At 44.8% G+C, this 17,356-nt stretch carries 20 protein-coding genes and 1 other annotated feature; of the genes, 12 read left to right on the top strand and 8 right to left on the bottom strand.

Annotated features, from left to right (window positions below):
- Nucleotides 1-4 precede the first annotated feature (4 nt).
- The 10 genes from pruA (at nucleotide 5) to D1B31_RS07865 (ending at nucleotide 11,253) form a co-directional block, all read left to right on the top strand.
- Nucleotides 5-1,636, top strand: a complete 1,632-nt coding sequence (gene pruA, locus D1B31_RS07820) for an L-glutamate gamma-semialdehyde dehydrogenase (RefSeq protein WP_118920199.1) — start codon at nucleotides 5-7, stop codon at nucleotides 1,634-1,636.
- A 735-nt stretch (nucleotides 1,637-2,371) separates the two neighbouring features.
- Entirely contained in the window at nucleotides 2,372-2,842 is a 471-nt protein-coding gene (gene yiaA, locus D1B31_RS07825; protein ID WP_118920200.1) for an inner membrane protein YiaA, read from the top strand.
- A 186-nt stretch (nucleotides 2,843-3,028) separates the two neighbouring features.
- Complete coding sequence (locus tag D1B31_RS07830) at nucleotides 3,029-3,535, top strand: YehS family protein (RefSeq protein WP_118920201.1); 507 nt, start codon at nucleotides 3,029-3,031, stop codon at nucleotides 3,533-3,535.
- 190 nt (nucleotides 3,536-3,725) lie between these two features.
- Entirely contained in the window at nucleotides 3,726-4,694 is a 969-nt protein-coding gene (locus tag D1B31_RS07835) for an NAD(P)-dependent alcohol dehydrogenase (protein ID WP_118920202.1), read from the top strand.
- A 131-nt stretch (nucleotides 4,695-4,825) separates the two neighbouring features.
- Nucleotides 4,826-5,221 carry a VOC family protein gene (locus tag D1B31_RS07840; RefSeq protein WP_118920203.1) on the top strand — a complete coding sequence of 132 codons (396 nt, stop codon included), beginning with the start codon at nucleotides 4,826-4,828 and terminating at the stop codon, nucleotides 5,219-5,221.
- Nucleotides 5,222-5,523: 302 nt separating this feature from the next.
- Nucleotides 5,524-6,186, top strand: coding sequence for a response regulator transcription factor (locus D1B31_RS07845; RefSeq protein ID WP_118920204.1), 663 nt, complete (start codon nucleotides 5,524-5,526; stop codon nucleotides 6,184-6,186).
- Nucleotides 6,176-7,567, top strand: coding sequence for a sensor histidine kinase (locus D1B31_RS07850; protein ID WP_118920205.1), 1,392 nt, complete (start codon nucleotides 6,176-6,178; stop codon nucleotides 7,565-7,567). The genes D1B31_RS07845 and D1B31_RS07850 overlap by 11 nt, the downstream gene beginning before the upstream one ends.
- 145 nt (nucleotides 7,568-7,712) lie before the next feature.
- A complete protein-coding gene (locus tag D1B31_RS07855; protein WP_118920206.1) occupies nucleotides 7,713-9,101 on the top strand; it encodes a TldD/PmbA family protein in 1,389 nt (462 codons plus the stop codon).
- A gap of 3 nt (nucleotides 9,102-9,104) precedes the next feature.
- The gene (locus D1B31_RS07860; RefSeq protein ID WP_118920207.1) at nucleotides 9,105-10,439 is read left to right on the top strand and encodes a TldD/PmbA family protein; all 1,335 of its coding nucleotides are present in this window, start codon (nucleotides 9,105-9,107) and stop codon (nucleotides 10,437-10,439) included.
- A gap of 172 nt (nucleotides 10,440-10,611) precedes the next feature.
- Nucleotides 10,612-11,253 carry a hypothetical protein gene (locus tag D1B31_RS07865; protein WP_118920208.1) on the top strand — a complete coding sequence of 214 codons (642 nt, stop codon included), beginning with the start codon at nucleotides 10,612-10,614 and terminating at the stop codon, nucleotides 11,251-11,253.
- 215 nt (nucleotides 11,254-11,468) lie between these two features.
- Here D1B31_RS07865 and D1B31_RS07870 read toward each other — a convergent pair whose 3' ends face one another.
- Nucleotides 11,469-11,699: a hypothetical protein gene (locus D1B31_RS07870; RefSeq protein ID WP_118920209.1), complete on the bottom strand. Its 231-nt coding sequence runs from the start codon at nucleotides 11,697-11,699 to the stop codon at nucleotides 11,469-11,471.
- 178 nt (nucleotides 11,700-11,877) lie between these two features.
- Nucleotides 11,878-12,339 carry a GNAT family N-acetyltransferase gene (locus D1B31_RS07875; RefSeq protein WP_118920210.1) on the bottom strand — a complete coding sequence of 154 codons (462 nt, stop codon included), beginning with the start codon at nucleotides 12,337-12,339 and terminating at the stop codon, nucleotides 11,878-11,880.
- 189 nt (nucleotides 12,340-12,528) lie between these two features.
- On the opposite strand from D1B31_RS07875, the gene D1B31_RS07880 reads away from it, so the two are divergent.
- Nucleotides 12,529-12,765 carry a hypothetical protein gene (locus D1B31_RS07880; RefSeq protein WP_118920211.1) on the top strand — a complete coding sequence of 79 codons (237 nt, stop codon included), beginning with the start codon at nucleotides 12,529-12,531 and terminating at the stop codon, nucleotides 12,763-12,765.
- 75 nt (nucleotides 12,766-12,840) lie between these two features.
- Here D1B31_RS07880 and D1B31_RS07885 read toward each other — a convergent pair whose 3' ends face one another.
- From D1B31_RS07885 to D1B31_RS07915, 6 genes are all read right to left on the bottom strand, one after another.
- Entirely contained in the window at nucleotides 12,841-13,194 is a 354-nt protein-coding gene (locus tag D1B31_RS07885; protein WP_118920212.1) for a hypothetical protein, read from the bottom strand.
- Between the two features lie 183 nt (nucleotides 13,195-13,377).
- Nucleotides 13,378-13,704, bottom strand: coding sequence for a hypothetical protein (locus D1B31_RS07890; RefSeq protein WP_118920213.1), 327 nt, complete (start codon nucleotides 13,702-13,704; stop codon nucleotides 13,378-13,380).
- A complete protein-coding gene (locus D1B31_RS07895) occupies nucleotides 13,697-14,074 on the bottom strand; it encodes a hypothetical protein (RefSeq protein WP_118920214.1) in 378 nt (125 codons plus the stop codon). Before D1B31_RS07895 ends, D1B31_RS07890 begins: the two co-directional genes overlap by 8 nt.
- Before the next feature lie 183 nt (nucleotides 14,075-14,257).
- Complete coding sequence (locus tag D1B31_RS07905) at nucleotides 14,258-14,680, bottom strand: Hsp20/alpha crystallin family protein (protein ID WP_118920216.1); 423 nt, start codon at nucleotides 14,678-14,680, stop codon at nucleotides 14,258-14,260.
- A 166-nt stretch (nucleotides 14,681-14,846) separates the two neighbouring features.
- Entirely contained in the window at nucleotides 14,847-15,092 is a 246-nt protein-coding gene (locus tag D1B31_RS07910) for a hypothetical protein (protein WP_118920217.1), read from the bottom strand.
- 33 nt (nucleotides 15,093-15,125) lie between these two features.
- Nucleotides 15,126-15,602 carry a hypothetical protein gene (locus D1B31_RS07915; RefSeq protein ID WP_142922574.1) on the bottom strand — a complete coding sequence of 159 codons (477 nt, stop codon included), beginning with the start codon at nucleotides 15,600-15,602 and terminating at the stop codon, nucleotides 15,126-15,128.
- A 241-nt stretch (nucleotides 15,603-15,843) separates the two neighbouring features.
- Nucleotides 15,844-16,058, top strand: a binding site (T-box leader).
- 131 nt (nucleotides 16,059-16,189) lie between these two features.
- Between D1B31_RS07915 and D1B31_RS07920 the strand changes: the two genes are divergently transcribed.
- On the top strand, nucleotides 16,190-17,353 hold the full coding sequence (locus D1B31_RS07920; RefSeq protein ID WP_118920219.1) for a pyridoxal-phosphate-dependent aminotransferase family protein: 1,164 nt from the start codon (nucleotides 16,190-16,192) through the stop codon (nucleotides 17,351-17,353).
- Nucleotides 17,354-17,356 lie beyond the last annotated feature (3 nt).

The raw sequence follows: 17,356 nt of genomic DNA on the forward strand, positions 1-17,356 counted from the left end.
AGGAATGAGTAACGGAATTTTTCCAATCCCAACAGTAAAAAATGAGCCTGGCAATACGTATGCTCCTGGAACACAAGCGAGGGAATCATTAAAAGCGGAACTAAAACGCCAATCTGAAATCGTCGTTGATATCCCTTTGATCATTAACGGGGAAGATAGAAAAACAGATACAGTGAAGCAAGTTGTTATGCCGCATAATCATCAGCATGTTCTGGCAAAATTCTCGGAAGCCGGGGAAAAAGAGCTGCGTGATGCGATCGAGAGTGCGATGGCTGCGAAGGAAGCATGGGCCAATATGCCTTGGGAACACCGTGCCTCTATCTTTCTAAAAGCTGCTGATTTAATCTCTGGTTCATACCGGGATGTTATGAATGCTGCTACGATGTTAGGGCAATCCAAAACAGCTATCCAATCTGAAATTGATGCAGCACAAGAATTAATCGACTTCTTGCGCTTTGGCGTTGAATGCGCGAATCAAATTTATCAAATCCAGCCTGACAGCATGAAAAATATTTGGAACCGTACAGATTACCGTCCACTAGATGGTTTTGTATTGGCCATTTCTCCATTCAACTTTACAGCAATTGGGGGGAACCTGCCAGCGGCTCCAGCCATGATGGGGAACGTAGTCGTTTGGAAGCCTGCAACAACTTCTGTTCTGTCAAACTACTACTTTATGCGTATTTTAGAAGAAGCAGGATTGCCAAAAGGGGTAATCAACTTTGTACCTTCCCGTGGTTCACAAGTATCTGAAATCGTCCTGACAGACCCTTGCATGTCTGGATTCCATTTCACTGGGTCAACAGATACGTTCAATACAATCTGGAAAACAGTCGGAGAAAACATTTCAAAATACGAGTCGTATCCTCGTCTAGTTGGGGAAACGGGTGGGAAGGACTTTGTATTTGCCCACGAAACTGCTCAAGCGGATAAAGTTGTAGCAGGCCTTGTTCGGGGTGCGTTTGAATACCAAGGCCAAAAATGTTCTGCCGCTTCCCGTGCTTACATCCCTGCAAGTATGTGGGAAGAAGTGAAAGCAGGCCTATTGGAAGAAACTGCGAAGCTTAAAGTTGGGGATGTCCGCGACTTTAGAAACTTCATGGGTGCAGTAATTGATAAACCTGCTTTTGATTCCATTACTAGCTATATCGACTATGCAGCAGAGTCTAAGGAAGCAGAAATTATTGCTGGTGGGACGTACGATGATTCTGTTGGCTATTTCGTTCAACCGACCATCATTGTAACAACCAATCCAAACTTCAAGACAATGGTAGAAGAAATTTTCGGACCAGTCTTAACGATTTATGTATATGAAAATGATAAAATGGAAGAAACATTGGATTCCGTAAACACAGCGTCCATGTACGCATTGACAGGTGCTATTTTTGCACAGGATCGTCAAGTAATCATGCACTTGGAACGCCGCTTATCCGGTGCGGCTGGAAACTTCTATATCAATGATAAGCCAACTGGTGCGATGGTGAACCAGCAGCCATTCGGCGGTTCCCGTGGTTCTGGTACAAACGATAAAGCAGGTTCCATCTTTAACATGATTCGCTGGACAAGCCCTCGCGTCATCAAAGAAAACTTTGCTCCAACAACAGACGTAGCCTATCCATTTATGGATGAAGAATAACATATTTGCAAAAAAGCGGTTGAAACTTTTTGTTTCAGCCGCTTTTTCTATTCCTACTAACTTGCTTCGGTTATAAAAAATGTTGATTGGTTGATAGTAGTAGCTTTTTGCCCAACACTTCCTCCGCCTTTTGGAAAAATCTGTCGCGAATCGGGGCGTTGCGCGTCATAGTCCCTGGTTTTAGTCGATACTTTGGCACGAATCGGGGCGTTGTGCGTCATAGTCCCTGGTTTTAGTCGATACTTTGGCGCAAATCGGGGTATTGTGCGTCATAGTCCCTGGTTTTAGTCGATACTTTGGCGCGAATCGGGGCATTGTGCGTCATAGTCCCTGGTTTTAGTCGATACTTTGGCGCGAATCGGGGCGTTGCGCGTCATAGTCCCTGGTTTTAATCGATACTTTGGCACGAATCCGGGCGTTTCGCGCCAAAGTCCCTGGTTTTAATCGATGCTTTGGCGCGAATCCGGTTTTGACGCTTTTTTGCCAATAGTTGAACTTTGAATAAGTAGGTTATAACTTAAAAAAGAATGAGGTGGATTCAACATGCATTAAACAAATAAAAATTGGCTCTTAATTGGCATAAGTTTATTCAAAAATTTTAATTGTGTAGAAACCGACTCGGATTAAATAAAATCATATCTATCTTTTGTAAAAAGTTTCTATATAATGGATTTATACGGGAGTACGAATCTGTGGAGCTCCATTTATATTCCAGACTGGGGGGACGAAACAATTATGTTAAATGAAAATGAAGTTTTGTTGGATAAAGAAAAAAGACCTGATGTAAAAAAGAAAATTGAGAGAAGAGAGGGTGAACCGACTCCGGCTTTCGTGGGAGCTTCCTGGGCAGCTTTGTTAGTAGGAGTTACAGCATATCTTATCGGCCTATATAATGCCGGGATGGAGCTGAACGAAAAAGGCTATTATTTTGCAGTATTAGTATTCGGGCTCTACTCAGCAGTATCTTTGCAAAAGGCTGTCAGGGATAAAGATGAGGACATACCTGTTACGAATATCTATTATGGTATTAGCTGGTTTGCACTTATTGTTTCCATTTCTTTAATGGCCATTGGGTTATACAATGCGGGAAGTATTGATTTAAGCGAAAAGGGATTCTATGCAATGTCTTTTGTCTTAAGCTTGTTTGCAGCCATTACGATTCAAAAGAATATCAGAGACACACAGCGGGCGAGAGAAAGAGATTGAGGATTCTTCAATTAAGGAAACTTTTAAACATTTTGTAGACAAAAGGCATTCGAATGAAATGATTCGAATGCTTTTATCATTGATAAGAAAGTTGTCTACCCACTACCCTAGATGGAATTATGTAAGATGTTCGGATAAAATGGAGATAACTTATCATGAAACAGCATGAATTCAGGAGGTTTTTAGTTGGAAAACAATGATATTTTAATTAGAGTACGTTATGCACTGGATATTAGAGATAACGATATGGTAAAAATCTTTAAACTGGGCGGCGTTGAAGTTACCAAGGATGAAGTGTTAAAAATGCTCACGAAAATAAAGGTCAGCGATGATGATTTTGCGGAAGATGAGTTCAGTTTAAAAATCAATAATAGTAAACTGGAGTCATTTTTCAATGGGTTAATCACGTTCAAAAGGGGCCCCCAAGAACAAAAACCGGGGCAGCCAAATCCATCCTCAGAGTCTTTAAAAAGCAATGAACCGGTCAATAATATGCTCCTAAAGAAACTGAAAATAGCCATGTCATTAACGAGCGAGGATATGATTGATGTACTGGCTATGGCCGGAGTCACGATCACAAAAGGTGAAATTGGTGCTTTATTAAGAAAAAAGGGCCATAAAAATTATAAAGAATGCGGCGATAAATATGCCAGGAATTTCTTGAAAGGATTGGCTATAAAATATAGAGGGTGAGCTTAATAATTGTGGGAGAAGGTAACAAGTCTTGAAAGAGGTTACCTTCTCTTTTTTTGCAAAAATACGAAACCATATCCCAAATGGTTCGTAGTAAAGAACAATTGCCATGAAATAACCTATACCAGTCTTGAAAGTGCTAACTCCGAATATGGTTAACTAGTGGGAAATGAAAATTAGGAGGAACTTTATGAAGGCAATCGTATGCAAAAGGTATGGCACACCTGATGTTCTGGAGCTGCTGGAGGTTGATAAGCCTGTCCCGAAAGACGATCAAGTACTGGTAAAAGTTCATGCTGCTTCTGTTAATTTTGGTGATTTGGTTCTTTTGAAAGGCGAGCCATACTTGGCCCGTCTGGCGTTTGGACTCACAAAACCAAAGTATCCGATCCCTGGGGGGGACATGGCTGGCCAGGTTGAAGCTGTTGGAAAAGATGTTCGGGAATTTAAAGTCGGGGATGAAGTATTCGGAGATCTTTCTGGCAGCGGGTGGGGCAGCTATGCTGAATATGCCGCTGTCCCAGAAAGTGCATTGGCCAAGAAACCAGCCAATGTTACATACGAAGAAGCTGCGGCAGTGCCTATGGCTGCAGTTACGGCCCTGCAAGGTATGCGGGATAAAGGCAAGATTCAGAGTGGGCAAAAGGTTTTGATCAATGGTGCTTCAGGGGGTGTAGGAACTTTCGCTGTTCAGTTAGCAAAATCCTTCGGTGCCGAGGTTACGGCTGTGTGCAGCACAAGGAATGTGGAAATTGCAAGGTTGCTAGGCGCAGACCATGTGATTGATTATAAAAAGGAAGACTTCACTCTTCGCTCCGAACAATATGACCTCATTCTTGGGGTAAACGGGAACCACCCGATTTCTGCGTATAAACGTGCTTTAAAACCTGAAGGAAGATTTGTCCACGTCGGTGGGTCGGAATCGCAAATGTTCCAGACGATGCTCCTCGGACCATGGATTTCCATGACTGGAAGCAGAAAAATGAGCAACATGCTGCAAAGGGCCAATCAACACGACTTGAATGTAATAAAAAACCTTATAGAAGCCGGCAAAATAAAGCCCGTCATCGACAGACGGTATCAATTGAGTGAAATTTCCGAGGCTTTTAGATATTTTGCAGAGGGGCATGCGCAGGGGAAGGTTGTTATTACTGTATAAGAAAAAGCACTAATAACATTACTAGGCGTATGGCCAATGTACTATTTCTGTAAAAATATTGAATAGAAACTTGTAAGTGCTTACAGAAATAACTTATTCTAGTAATAATCTAGGAAAAAGAGGGTGCACTGATGGGAAGATTAATTCATTTCGAAATTCATGTGGACGACATGGAGCGGGCAATGAAGTTTTATGGAGAAGTATTTGGATGGTCATTTCAGGATTGGAGCGATTTTGCGGGGATGCCTTACTATGGGGCTGTGACTGGTAATGAGAAGGAACCTGGAATTAATGGAGCTTTGATGAAGCGCCAAAGTGCTCCGCCTGAACCAAACCAGGCTTTGAATGGTTATGCTTGTACAATGGGAGTGGAAGACTACGATTTAACGGAAGCGAAGATTCTCGAGAATGGCGGCAAGGTTGCGATGCCAAAATACGCCCTGCCAGGAATGGCTTGGCAAGGATACTATATGGATACCGAGGGTAATATTTTTGGCATTCATCAGCCTGATGAGAATGCGAAATAATCTTTGCAGGGGATGAAAAACATGGAATCAAGAGTAAGAAAGGTGGACTGAACTCACCTTTCTTTTTTGTGCATTGCAGAGACTATTTGATTTATTGCTGATGAATGAAAAGTCATGTTTAAAAGAAATTCCTATACCCAGCTCCTGTATGGGGTTGCTTTTCTTTTACAATTTTCATCGTTCTTTCTCTTTCATCGTTTAACATGAAGTGGATAAGAAAAGTTTTCAAATCTGTTATTCCATGTACATAATGGAGATTGGAATACACACTCGCTTTGAGATGCATCTTTAGGAGTGAAGTTATGAATATATTATTGGCAGAAGACGATACACGTCTTGGACAGCTTATAACACATATGCTGAAGAAAAAGGGCGGCTTTCGTGTGGATTGGGTTGAGAATGGGGCGGATGCGTACGATTACACGCTCGCTGCCCATTACGATGTCTTGATTCTCGATTGGATGATGCCTGAGAAAGACGGGGTCACTGTTTGCCGGGAACTCCGGTCACAAGGATATAGCGGGCCAATCCTGATGTTAACGGCGAAGGATGCGGTTCAGGATCGGGTCGAAGGACTCGATGCAGGGGCGGATGACTATTTGGTCAAGCCGTTTGAAATGGATGAACTGCTTGCCCGGCTCCGGGCGCTGTCCCGACGCAATTTTGCACCGATTCAAGAGGAGTCCATCTCATTTGGGCAATATACTCTGAACCGGACAAGCCGGACTCTATCAGTGAACGAAACTGAAATTCAGCTTACCCCCAGGGAATTCCAACTGCTAGACCTCCTTTTGCAAAATAAAGGGCAGGTGCTGACGCGGGAGATTCTCCTTGATCGCATTTGGGGTTATGAGGCGGACGTTTCCTATAAAATTGTCGATGCGACGGTGAAGCTGCTGCGAAGAAAAATGGACCCGGATTTGATTCAAAGTATCCGTGGGGTAGGGTATAAACTTGAAACGTAAATTACAGGCATTGCGACAGCGATTTTTTGGCGGGGACATCCTCAACCGGACGCAAAAGCGCTTAACTTTTTATAACAGCGGCCTGCTGATGGTGCTGCTCATATTGTTCGCTATCATCGTCTATTTGCTTTTGTATAGTGTCATGGCGATTCAGGAAAAACAGAACTTACAAAATCTGATTAACCAAACGCTGGTGTATCAGGGCGAAGTCCAATCGAAACACGGCAACCAGCAAGATGACCCATTAATGGCGGTCAATGAGGATTTATTTTTTTATGCGATTGTCGACTCCTCGGGAAATGAACTCGCCGGGAATGCCCGGATGAGGCCGCTTCAACGATCCATTTCGGCGAGCATCCGCGGCTGGATTCCGAAAGAGGGGGAAACAAAGTCAGCCCAATTTACTGTTCCGCATCCTTCCGGCATGGGCGGGATGCACCGGCATAAGGAACAAATGAAAGACCATCAGGTTCATCTCCTCCTTTCCGGGCAGCCGATTTATCAAGGGGGGCGGCATGTGGGAGTTGTATACGTTGGGATTGATCAAACCGCCCATAAAAGGCTGTTTGAAGTGTTGCTATGGATATTGGCCAATGTGGTTTTATCCTTTTATTTAGTCGCGTTTTGGGTCAGTCACATGATGGCAAAAAAGGCGATGGGACCTGTACAGGAATCTTTTTTGAGACAAAGGGAATTTGTCGCCGATGCCTCCCATGAACTGAGGACACCGCTAAGCGTCCTGCATACATCACTTGAGGTCCTAGAACTTGAGGAAGAAGAGAAGTTAACCGATTATTCCCGCCAGGTCATTGATGATATGAAGGATGAGGTAAAGCGGATGACAAACCTAGTCGGCGACCTGTTGACATTGGCTCGCATGGATTCCGGAAAAGCCGATGTCATCCTCACGCAATTAGATATCGGCCCATTTGCAGAGCAAATTGTCCGTTCCATTCAACCTGTTGCCGCGCAAAAAGGGATTCAGGTGAATGCACAGCTTTTGCCAAGCCTGCAGGTTGTTGGGGATGCGGAAAAGCTAAAGCAGCTTTTCTACATCTTGCTGGAGAATGCGATTAAATATACTCCGGAAAACGGGAAGATTACCATTGTGTTGGAGACTCGTGACAAGCGTTGGCAGCTTCGTGTCAAAGATTCTGGCATTGGCATTCAGCCGGAAGACAAGCAGAAGATTTTCGAGCGATTCTTCCGGGTTGAAAAGCACCGTTCGCGCCAAATGGGAGGAACAGGCCTCGGCCTCTCGATTGCCCGATGGATTGTCTCCGCGCATAAAGGCGAAATTCTTGTCAAAAGTAAATATGGAAAGGGAAGTGAATTTATCGTCACGATTCCTCTTTCCCTGAAAGAGGCTACCACTGGTTAGGTGGTAGTCTTTTGTATAACTGGGACAATAATATTGGGTTAACATAGGAAAAGTCATCCAAATTTAAAGGAATATAGGATGGGTTAATTGAATATTCAATTAAGGTGGTTTCTAAAGGAATTCTATTAAAAAGCGGGAGGTTAATATGCTAAGTAAAAGCGTAATCGAAGATGTACTGACAGCAGCTTTATCGACAGGCGGAGATTTTGCCGAAATTTTCGTCGAGGACCGGTTTACGAATAATCTTACCTTGCAAAGCGGGAGGATTGAAACGGCTTTGTCCGGCCGTGATTTTGGCGTTGGCATTCGGGTGTTTAAAGGATTTCAGAGTGTGTATGCTTATACAACGGATTTTGAGAAGGAAGGGCTTTTGAAAGCGGCAACCCGTGCGGCCCAAGCGATTAAGGGAAAAACTGAAACGAGGGTAGCGCCTTTTATTGAGCGATCTGCTCGCATCCTCAATCCAATTGAGATTTTGCCTCAGGACGTGGAGAAAGCCCGTAAGGCGGCAATCATGAACAAGACTTATGAGATAGCAAAAAACTATCATTCTTCCATTTCGCAAGTGACTGTCCGGTATATGGATGAAGAGCAAAATGTCCTGATAGCAAATTCGGAGGGGACATTCATTGAAGATAAGCGGGTCCGCTCAAGGCTGGCAATACAGGCTGTCGCTGTTCGTGGCAATAGAATGGAAACTGGTTTTTACGGACCGGGTGCCCATCAGGGGTTTGAGTTCTTTGAGAATCTCAATCTAGAGCATTATGCAAATGAAGCTGCCCGGATAGCGGTGACGATGCTCGATGCTGCTCCTTGCCCGAGCGGGAAATTCCCTGTCATTATCGACAACGAATTCGGCGGGGTCATTTTCCACGAGGCATGCGGCCATGGACTTGAGGCGACAGCGGTTGCAAGAGACAGCTCGGTTTTTGCCAACCGGATTGGTGAGCGCGTTGCCCCGGAGATTGTCTCCTATATTGATGACGGAACACTGCCAAACGAATGGGGTTCAATCAATATCGACGATGAAGGAGAGAATGCGCGCAAAAATATCCTGATTGAAAATGGGATTTTGAAAGGGTATTTGATTGATAAATTTAACGGGCGGAGAATGGGGATGGAATCGACTGGCTCTGGCAGAAGGGAGTCCTTCCGATTTGCACCGACTTCCAGGATGACGAATACATACATCGCGCGGGGAACATCGACGCCTGAAGAAATCATTTCCAATACCGAACATGGGATTTACGCAAAGTATATGGGTGGCGGGCAAGTCAACCCCGCAACAGGGGATTACAATTTTGCGGTTATGGAAGCGTACGAAGTGAACAACGGGAAGCTTGGCAGGCCGTTAAAAGGCGCGACTTTAATTGGAAATGGCCCGAAAACCCTGCAACAGGTCGACATGGTTGGAAACAATTTGGGCCACGGGGCGGGTATGTGCGGTTCCCAAAGCGGAAGCATCCCAGTAAACGTGGGCCAGCCGATGATTCGTGTCAGTGAAATCACTGTTGGCGGGACAAAGGGGGAATAAACAATGACGATTCAGGAAATGCTCTTCCGGGAAGCGGAAAAGAATGGGTTTTCGGATGTGGAAGTTTATTTTGAAAAGAAAGAAGTCTTTGGCTGCAAGGTGTATAAAGGGGAAATTGATCAATATGAAATCGCTGAGGATGGCGGCTTGTCGTTTCGAGGGAAGATTGATGGGAAAATGGGCTATGCTTACACAGAAAAACTTGATGAGGCATCCATTTCTTTTCTGATTAGAAATGCGAGGGAGAATGCCGAAGTTTTGAACGATGAAGAGGGCGAAGAACTTTTTCCCGGAAGCGGCCACTATGAACAGGGCAATTTCTATTCGGAATCGCTTGAAAGTGTGAGTATTGCCGAGAAGATCGAATTCATTAAGGAAGTTGAAAGGGAACTGTTAGCATTTGATCCCCGTATCCAACCTACGGATTATTGCATGATCCGGAATGAGTCGGTCACCAGAACCCTCTCGAATAATAAGGGGTTACATGTAAGAGACCGGTTGAATTTCTTGTATGCATATGTGGAAGCGATTGTAAAAGAGGGAGAGGAAATTAAAACGGCCTTTGAATTTACGGTGACGAAGGATTTCAACGAAATGAATGCCAAAGCGCTTGCCAAAAGAGCCGCAGAAAGTGCCATTGCACAGTTAGGTTCGAGGTCGATTGAAAACAAGCATTATCCTGTATTGCTTAGAAATGATGCGGCAGCGAATCTATTGGCGGTATACTCAGTCAACTTTTCCGCTGAGGAGGCACAGGCTGGGAAATCTCCATTGCATGATAAGGGGGGGAAGGCAATTGCGTCTGGTAAGGTAACCATCGTTGATGATCCGTTTCTCGGAGGGGGCGTTGGCTGCCGGACGTTTGATAGTGAGGGAGTTGCCACAAGGAAATTGACAGTAGTGAAATCGGGTATACTGCAAACCTTGCTGCATAATCAAAAGACGGCGAAAAAATCCGGCACAGAAACGACGGGCCATGCGAATAAACAATCGTATAAATCCGCCATCAAGGTCGGGCCTTCCAACTTTTATATTGAACCGTCTTCGAAGGAATTCGAGGAGCTGCTTGGCGGCATGGATGAAGGGGTTCTGATTACGGAGCTATCGGGGCTGCATTCGGGAACCAACGCGATATCGGGCGATTTTTCAGTTGCGGCAAATGGGTTCTATGTGAAAGATGGGAAAGTTCAGTATCCTGTTAACTTAATGACGATTGCCGGTAATTTTTACGACATGATGGCGGGCGTCGAGGAAGTTGGTTCAGATTTGATTTTCCCTCTTTCGCCGGTTGGGTCACCGTCTATTCTGGTGAGATCATTATCTGTTACGGTGGAGTAAGCGTTTGTTAGTGGTTTAGGAAGGCGGTACGCGGTAGGCATTAAACCTGTTTAACGGGAAAATTCATTTGATGGACTATCGCTGGCATTGGCGGTGGTCTTTTCTGTTTTTCACTATCTTTTCTCTTTTCTTTTCTATACTTTAAGTAGTCAAACAGAAAGGGATGATGATCGTGGAAAATAAAAAGAAAAAAGGATTGAGGTGGCTGTTTTTAGGAATCGTGCTTGGTGTATTTGTCTCCACTGTCTTCCTTTTTGCCGAAAGGAACGGAATGATCCATCAATATTACTTCCCGGGCCAAAGTCAGGCGCAAGGGTTCATGGAGGGCGCGTTGGAAAAGAGTAAGGGGATTGCCGGGCATATGCATGGACAGCCTTTTATGGACCGGGGCGGTATGAGGCATGCCGGGATGGGGCATGGTCCGAACTTTGGCCATTTCGGAGATAGAATGGGAAGCCATCATGGTTTTCAAGGAAACTACGGTTACGGCTTTGGATTAGGGCATGGGCTAGGCGGCTTCTTCTTTGTAGTTGGCGGGCTTTTACTGGCATTAACTGGCCGGTATGTGAGAGGGAAGAGCAAAAGGAAATGGCTTGGAAACGCTTTGATTGTGTTAGGGGTTCTGATGCTATTGCCAAGGCTGTCAATCCTGCCGCTCGTACTCATCGGCCTCATCGGGTACTTGTTGTTTAAGGAGGTTCGTCCAGGTGATAAATTCCAAACGGCAGCACCTGTTTCCTTTCAGCAGGATGTCTCCATAAATGGGCAGTTCCTGGATGAGTGGGAGCGTAAGAATAAAAGGGAGGACCAGTAACATGGCATTCTTTACTGGGATTAAAAACATCGTAACGCAGGCGGAATAGAGGTCAGAAAGACATTTTCATCGAAGGGTTGTATCCAATTCAGTAAAATCTAATAAAAAGGCATAGGTAAGCAGGGGACTGTTCAGCTTCTTCAATGAAGAAAAACGGTCCCCTTTTAGCATAGTTTAATGAAAGTTAATGGATTACGAATCTTTTAGGGAGCGGTTCAATAATCGCGCCAATGGTGGAAAGGATATCCGCCATACCCATGATGGAATCCGTGGTGGAATGGATAACCTCCATATCCATGTCCGTACCCTGGGTAACCGCCAAAGCCCATACCATATCCACCATATCCCCCCATCCCATAACCGGGATAGCCGCCAACTCCCATGCCATATCCAGGATAACCGCCAAAGCCTCCGTAACCAGGGCCTCCGAAGAACTGTCTTTCCATTTTTATCTCTCCTCCTCAAAGTGATTCAAGACAGTTTATGTTCTTTTGGGTGGAAAGGAATGGATGAATGCCTAGTTCTGGAGGAGTTTTATAGTTACGCACCTATAAGGCAAAGATTCTTTCCTTTTTAGCAAAAAAAGAATCTAAGTGGATTCCGTGCGGAAAACTGTTCCCTTGTTTACATATTTCCAATGCTTAATTTAGGTAATTTTAATTCCATGACTGATGAAATGCTTCTGAAACCTAGCTTTTTATAGAGAGCCTTTGCTGGGTTTCCGGTAAAGACGTTAAGTTGGACTGTATAAATTCCTCGGGAATAAAGGTCGTGTATCGCTGCCTGCATTAAATGTTTGGCAATCCCTTTGCTTCTGTGGTGGGGAAACACATACAAGTGCAAAAGGTGACCAATACTTTTAGCTGTCAGTGAATTCCACTCCGATCCCAGCAGAATCCACCCCCTTAACTCCCGATATTGTTCATCAATCAGATAAAAAGCTCCATTCTGAACGAGGGGAAGGAACAAGTCATAACCATTCTGGTCATTATTAGGAGCATATCCTGCGGTGCTTTCCTGCACCATTTTTCCGGATATTCTCAGTATATAGTCAGTTTCCGACTGATTGGCTTTTCTGATAGCCATAACACACCTCAATGATTAATAGTCTGTATTACTATATAAATAAACCAGGCTGCATGTGCTTATCCGGAGTACTTAAAGGGTTCTGATGTAATGATTTGTTTGAAATGAGGGTTTTTTAAGCGTTTGCCCACTCTAAATCCATTCTTTTAGCATAATAGATAAGGATAGGACAAAAAGGAGGTAAGCCAAATGTATCAATACGGAAACCCATATGCTGCCAATGATCAAAGGTTTTGGCCATTGGCGGCAGGGGCATTTTTAGGTGGATTATTAGGTGGTGGCTTAGGAGGAGCAATAGGAGCCCGGCCTTGGGGCGGTTTCGGGTATCCCGCATACGGTGGATATCCGGGAATCGGTTACCCTGGAGCTGGATTTCCAGGCTACGGGTACCCAGGTTTCGGATACCCAGGAGTCCCATTCTATTAAGATATGAGGCAGGGGGACGGTTCTGCTGCTTCATTCGGGTCCCGAATGAAGCGCTGGAACCGTCCCCTTGCTTCACTATGATATGTGCGTTAAGTATTCGGAGAGTGGCTGGGGTTGGTCTTTGCCTTGGACTTTGTCGATTTTGTCGACGAACATGCCGAAGACGCGTTTTTTTTCTTCGAGGTCTTTGATTTCAGCTTTTAGTCTGTTGAATTGTTCTTCGAAGGGTCTGTGGTAGATTTCTCGGATGGTGCGGATGATTTCTTCGTTCACTGTTGATTGGGTAACTTGTTTGGTTATGCCGAATTTATAATTATAAACCTGCAGTTCCTGTTTGACTTTCTCGTATTCCTTATCAATCTCCGCAAGCAGTTCCAAAATTTCTTCTTTCCATTCATTTAGCGATTTTTTCAAGTATGATGAATCCATGGCTAATCTCCTCTGCATTAATAAGAAAGTGTTTCCTTTCATTGTAGCATGACAAAATTACAGTCCGTTTTCGAGAAGGTTACAGGTTATACTATATGATTAAAAAGAGGTAACGAAACATTTTTCTAGAGAGAGCTGGTCTTATTCGAAAAAAGTTTTGCCGGGAAATCGAGTGAGAAAAAATCATTCGTCCAATTCGTCATCTCTTACTTCCTTTATATCCACTTCCTGATTTTTAATGACACCCTCCACATATTGATGAACAGCTTCAAGTTCTTGGTCCTCGTCAATCTCGTACTTGAAAAGGTCGTTTGTTTCCCGCTCTTCCAATGAAGCGAAAAGGTCGTGTATATCTGCATGGTCACCCGAAACGGTGCCGAAGCCCTGGCTGTGCTTTTTAAAGCTTGTAAACCCGCTGGGAAGGTTGTTCCCCAGATTCACGCAGGAGGCCCCGTCGACGGTTCCGATATTGATTTTGCCGATAAAAAAGGAGGGGGAAAATTTATTCATCCTGTTCATCCTTTCCTTCAACGATTGTATACATAACCGGGGAGCCGTTAATTAAAACCTCGATATCCCGGCAACCAGTTGTTTCTGATGATTCCGGAATTTCTTGAGGCGCCAGACCATCAGCTTTTTGCTTGGAATGCACCTTCGGGGAAAAGGTGTTGCCAAGGTTCAGCATCCCGCTTAATTCCTTGATATCAAGCTTTTCAAGGTGAAAGGCAAGCTCCTCAAGGTTCAGTTCATTTAAATGAAGGTCTTTAATCTGAATATCAAAATGAATAGGGGGATTTTTTTTATCTGTCAATCCCTTTTCCAGCCTGTCCATTCTTTCGGCAAAATGATTCAGGGTAACAAGTAATTTCTCTATACTCATCTAACTCAAATCCTTTTAGTGGGCTTTTTTTGCAAAAATGCACAGTTGTTCATTACCTTGCCGCTTTCTCCTTCTACTGAACCAAAGCCCTGACTTATTTCCCTTCGGCTTATTCTTCTGTTTTGGTGATTGGTTCCAATGAAGAGACCGGATGAATTACTGAGCGAATTTATTTTCAAACCATTATAGCGAATGATCGTCATGGCTATTCTCCTCACCGGATGTATTGGGGTCGGAGCTGAAAGGAATGTCGATTGTTAAAATGCCGCTTTCCATTTCAGCCCTGATTGGTTTTGTTACACAGTTTTTTGGCAGTGGGATAGTTTTTTTGAATTGTCCGTAATAGCGTTCCTGCTGGATTATTTTTGCGTTTGTTTTGTCAAAAGCAGGGTGGATGGCTCCGCTGATGACAAGCGCTCCGGCTGTTAATCCAAGTTTCACTTCTTCAGGCCGCGCTCCCGCTAGGTCGGCAGTGATAATAAGGGATTGATTGGTACGCAATACATCGACACGCGGACCAATCAAAGGCGAGACCTCTGTTAGCAATTCCATAAAATCACTGCCCAATGTCTTCGTTATATCGGAACGAAATTTGTCCCTCTTCATCCGTTTCCCACCCTCCAAACAACAAAGCTTCACTACTACATATATGTAAAAAAAATAGAGTCATGCCAGAAGAATGTTTGATTAGGGTGAAGCAGGGAAGCAGGGGGACGGTTCCAATGCTTCATTCGGAAACCGAAAGAAGCAGCGGAACCGTCCCCTGCTTCATTTAAATCGTCTGGCCTTGGGCGCTTGGCGATATGTTGGCATTGTTCATTTGGCCGTCTATTGCGTCCGGGTCATTGATGAGAGAGCCGTTGGCTGTATTTAACACATTCCCTGCAAAAAATCCCTGTCCATTATTAACTTTCCTGTGGGCGGCCCAGCCGGGGAGCTGGTTTTGTCCAACCGAGACAGCTGAATTGGTGTTCTGCGAGTTAATCGTGATTGCTCCAACTCCAAAGGTTATTGCCACCTAAGTTCCTCCTCCCCTAGCCCAGCGGGAATGTCAAAAATCATTGATATGAGTCATTTGCGAATCGATAAGGTCCTCATCGGAAAGAATCATCGTATTGTTCTGATTTTGTATTTTTCCTATCATTCTTCCCTGGCCGGCATTTCTTTTGCTGTGTGAGCTCCATCCATTGAGATCATTTTCGCCAACAGTCAGGGCGGCACAGGAATCAAGCACATTAACATTTATCCCCACTACGTCAACCTGATTTTGATTGATATTTTGCCCGCGCTCCATGATACTTACAGCGTTGCTGTTGATTGGCGTATCCACAAGATCATTATCTATGACAAAGCTGAAGTTATTCGAGATTCGGGAGCTCCCAACCGACCCAAACCCATAATTCGTTTTACGATGGGAAGACCAATTATTCGCATAATTAACCCCCACAAAAATCCCTGAAGCCGTATCAATCGAATTCACATTGATCTGATCAACAATCACCCTGTTCCTCACTCTATTCCGTATCATTACCGCACCAATCCCTTATTTTAAAACCCATTCTATACTGTAAAATATGCTTATATCAGAAAAAAGTTCATTGAAGCAGCGGTGAAGTAACGGAACCGTCCCCTGCCTCACTGTCCATGAAATTGCATGGTGGGGTAAGGGTGATAGTGGCAAGGCATGTTTTTGGCCGGTTTTTTATAAATATTTCAGAACGGCTTTACAAAGAATGGATTTGAGGGTAGAATATTTTGTAATATTCAAATAAAAAGTGATGACGAAGACGGTGGCGGGAAAGTTCTCCAGAGAGTCGGTGGCGGCTGCGAACCGATGCTCTTTTCTGCAATACCAAGCACTTCGGAACTGGTCTGCTGAACCAATTGAGTAGGCAGACACGGTGAAAGCCGTTATCTTTCCCGAGGTTACCCATCGTTATTGGGTAACAAACGAGGGTGGCACCACGTAAACCACGTCCCTCATAACACGACAAATCTGTCTGTTATGGGGGACGTTTTTGTTATTTAGAAGTGAAGCAGGGGACGGTTCCGCTGCTTCATTCGGGTCCCGAATGAAGCGCTGGAACCGTCCCCTGCATCAAAGGAGGAAATGAGATGTTGTTTGATGAGAGGTTTTTGTTTACGCCGGGGCCGACGCCGGTGCCTGAGCGGGTGAAGGTGGCGATGAATCAGCCGATGATTGGGCATCGTGGGGAGGAGTTTCCTAGGCTCTTGGAGGAGGTTTCGAGGCGCCTTATGCCGGTGTTCGGTTCGAAAAGTCCGGTTATGCTGATTTCCGGGAGCGGGACGGCTGCGCTTGAAACGGCTGTGGTAAATGTGGTTGAAGAGGGTGACCATGTTGCCGTGATTGTCACCGGTGCTTTCGGCGAGCGTTTTGCTGCTATTTGTGAGGCTTTCGGTGCTAATGTGCACCGGCTTGAAATAGAATGGGGAAAAACGTGTTCCGCAGAAGAGCTCACCCTTTTTCTCAAAAAAACTGATAAGGTTTTTAAGGCTGTTTTTGCCACGTATTGTGAAACCTCGACGGGCGTGTTCAACCCAATTAAAGAGCTTGGCGAGGCTGTGAAGCAGCATACCGATGCGTTGTTCATTGTCGATGGGGTGAGCTGTATCGGGGCTGTTCGACCTGATATGGCGGAGCAGAACATCGATATCCTTGTCGCCGGCTCGCAAAAGGCGTTGATGCTGCCGCCCGGACTGGCCTTTATCGCAACCAATGACAGGGCGAAGGCTGCTATACAAAAATGCCGTACAAAAAGGTTCTATCTTGATTTAAACCGGTACCATGCTTCTTTTGAAAAAGAGGCTCAAACGCCTTTCACTCCGGCGGTTTCTTTGATTTACGGAGCGCTTGAGGTCTGTAATATGCTGGAGGAGGAAGGGCTTGATCAAGTGGCTGAGCGTCACCTGCTGTTGAAAGAAATGGTACGCAAAAGCGTACCAGCTCTCCAGCTGCCTTTGCTGACAAGCGACGAGAATGCATCATCGACTGTAACGGCAATCGTCACGGACACCGGGCCCGCCAAACAGCTGAAGAAAATACTCGCGGAGCAATTTGGAATTGTGGTTGCCGGCGGGCAAAAGAAGTTAAAAGGCGAAATTTTCAGGATCGGCCATATGGGTTACTGCACCCCATACGATGTGCTGAAGGTTTTGACAGGAATGGAAATGGCTCTTCAGCAAATTGGCGAAGGAAAGAAACTAGGAGTTGCCACGGCCAAAGCACAAGAAGTCTGGCTCCGCCAGCTTGCAAAATAAAGG

Source organism: Neobacillus notoginsengisoli (assembly GCF_003515685.1).
Classification (GTDB): domain Bacteria; phylum Bacillota; class Bacilli; order Bacillales; family Cytobacillaceae; genus Bacillus_D; species Bacillus_D notoginsengisoli.

Excerpts from the sequence above, each read along its gene's own strand:
- D1B31_RS07895 (WP_118920214.1), bottom strand. The coding sequence starts at position 14,074 with ATGAGTATAGAGAAATTACTTGTTACCCTGAATCATTTTGCCGAAAGA.
- D1B31_RS07860 (WP_118920207.1), top strand. The coding sequence starts at position 9,105 with ATGACGATTCAGGAAATGCTCTTCCGGGAAGCGGAAAAGAATGGGTTT.
- pruA (WP_118920199.1), top strand. The coding sequence starts at position 5 with ATGAGTAACGGAATTTTTCCAATCCCAACAGTAAAAAATGAGCCTGGC.
- D1B31_RS07920 (WP_118920219.1), top strand. The coding sequence starts at position 16,190 with ATGTTGTTTGATGAGAGGTTTTTGTTTACGCCGGGGCCGACGCCGGTG.
- D1B31_RS07885 (WP_118920212.1), bottom strand. The coding sequence starts at position 13,194 with ATGGATTCATCATACTTGAAAAAATCGCTAAATGAATGGAAAGAAGAA.
- D1B31_RS07855 (WP_118920206.1), top strand. The coding sequence starts at position 7,713 with ATGCTAAGTAAAAGCGTAATCGAAGATGTACTGACAGCAGCTTTATCG.
- D1B31_RS07870 (WP_118920209.1), bottom strand. The coding sequence starts at position 11,699 with ATGGAAAGACAGTTCTTCGGAGGCCCTGGTTACGGAGGCTTTGGCGGT.
- D1B31_RS07905 (WP_118920216.1), bottom strand. The coding sequence starts at position 14,680 with ATGAAGAGGGACAAATTTCGTTCCGATATAACGAAGACATTGGGCAGT.
- D1B31_RS07915 (WP_142922574.1), bottom strand. The coding sequence starts at position 15,602 with ATGATACGGAATAGAGTGAGGAACAGGGTGATTGTTGATCAGATCAAT.
- D1B31_RS07845 (WP_118920204.1), top strand. The coding sequence starts at position 5,524 with ATGAATATATTATTGGCAGAAGACGATACACGTCTTGGACAGCTTATA.
- D1B31_RS07890 (WP_118920213.1), bottom strand. The coding sequence starts at position 13,704 with ATGAATAAATTTTCCCCCTCCTTTTTTATCGGCAAAATCAATATCGGA.
- D1B31_RS07880 (WP_118920211.1), top strand. The coding sequence starts at position 12,529 with ATGTATCAATACGGAAACCCATATGCTGCCAATGATCAAAGGTTTTGG.
- yiaA (WP_118920200.1), top strand. The coding sequence starts at position 2,372 with ATGTTAAATGAAAATGAAGTTTTGTTGGATAAAGAAAAAAGACCTGAT.
- D1B31_RS07875 (WP_118920210.1), bottom strand. The coding sequence starts at position 12,339 with ATGGCTATCAGAAAAGCCAATCAGTCGGAAACTGACTATATACTGAGA.
- D1B31_RS07835 (WP_118920202.1), top strand. The coding sequence starts at position 3,726 with ATGAAGGCAATCGTATGCAAAAGGTATGGCACACCTGATGTTCTGGAG.
- D1B31_RS07840 (WP_118920203.1), top strand. The coding sequence starts at position 4,826 with ATGGGAAGATTAATTCATTTCGAAATTCATGTGGACGACATGGAGCGG.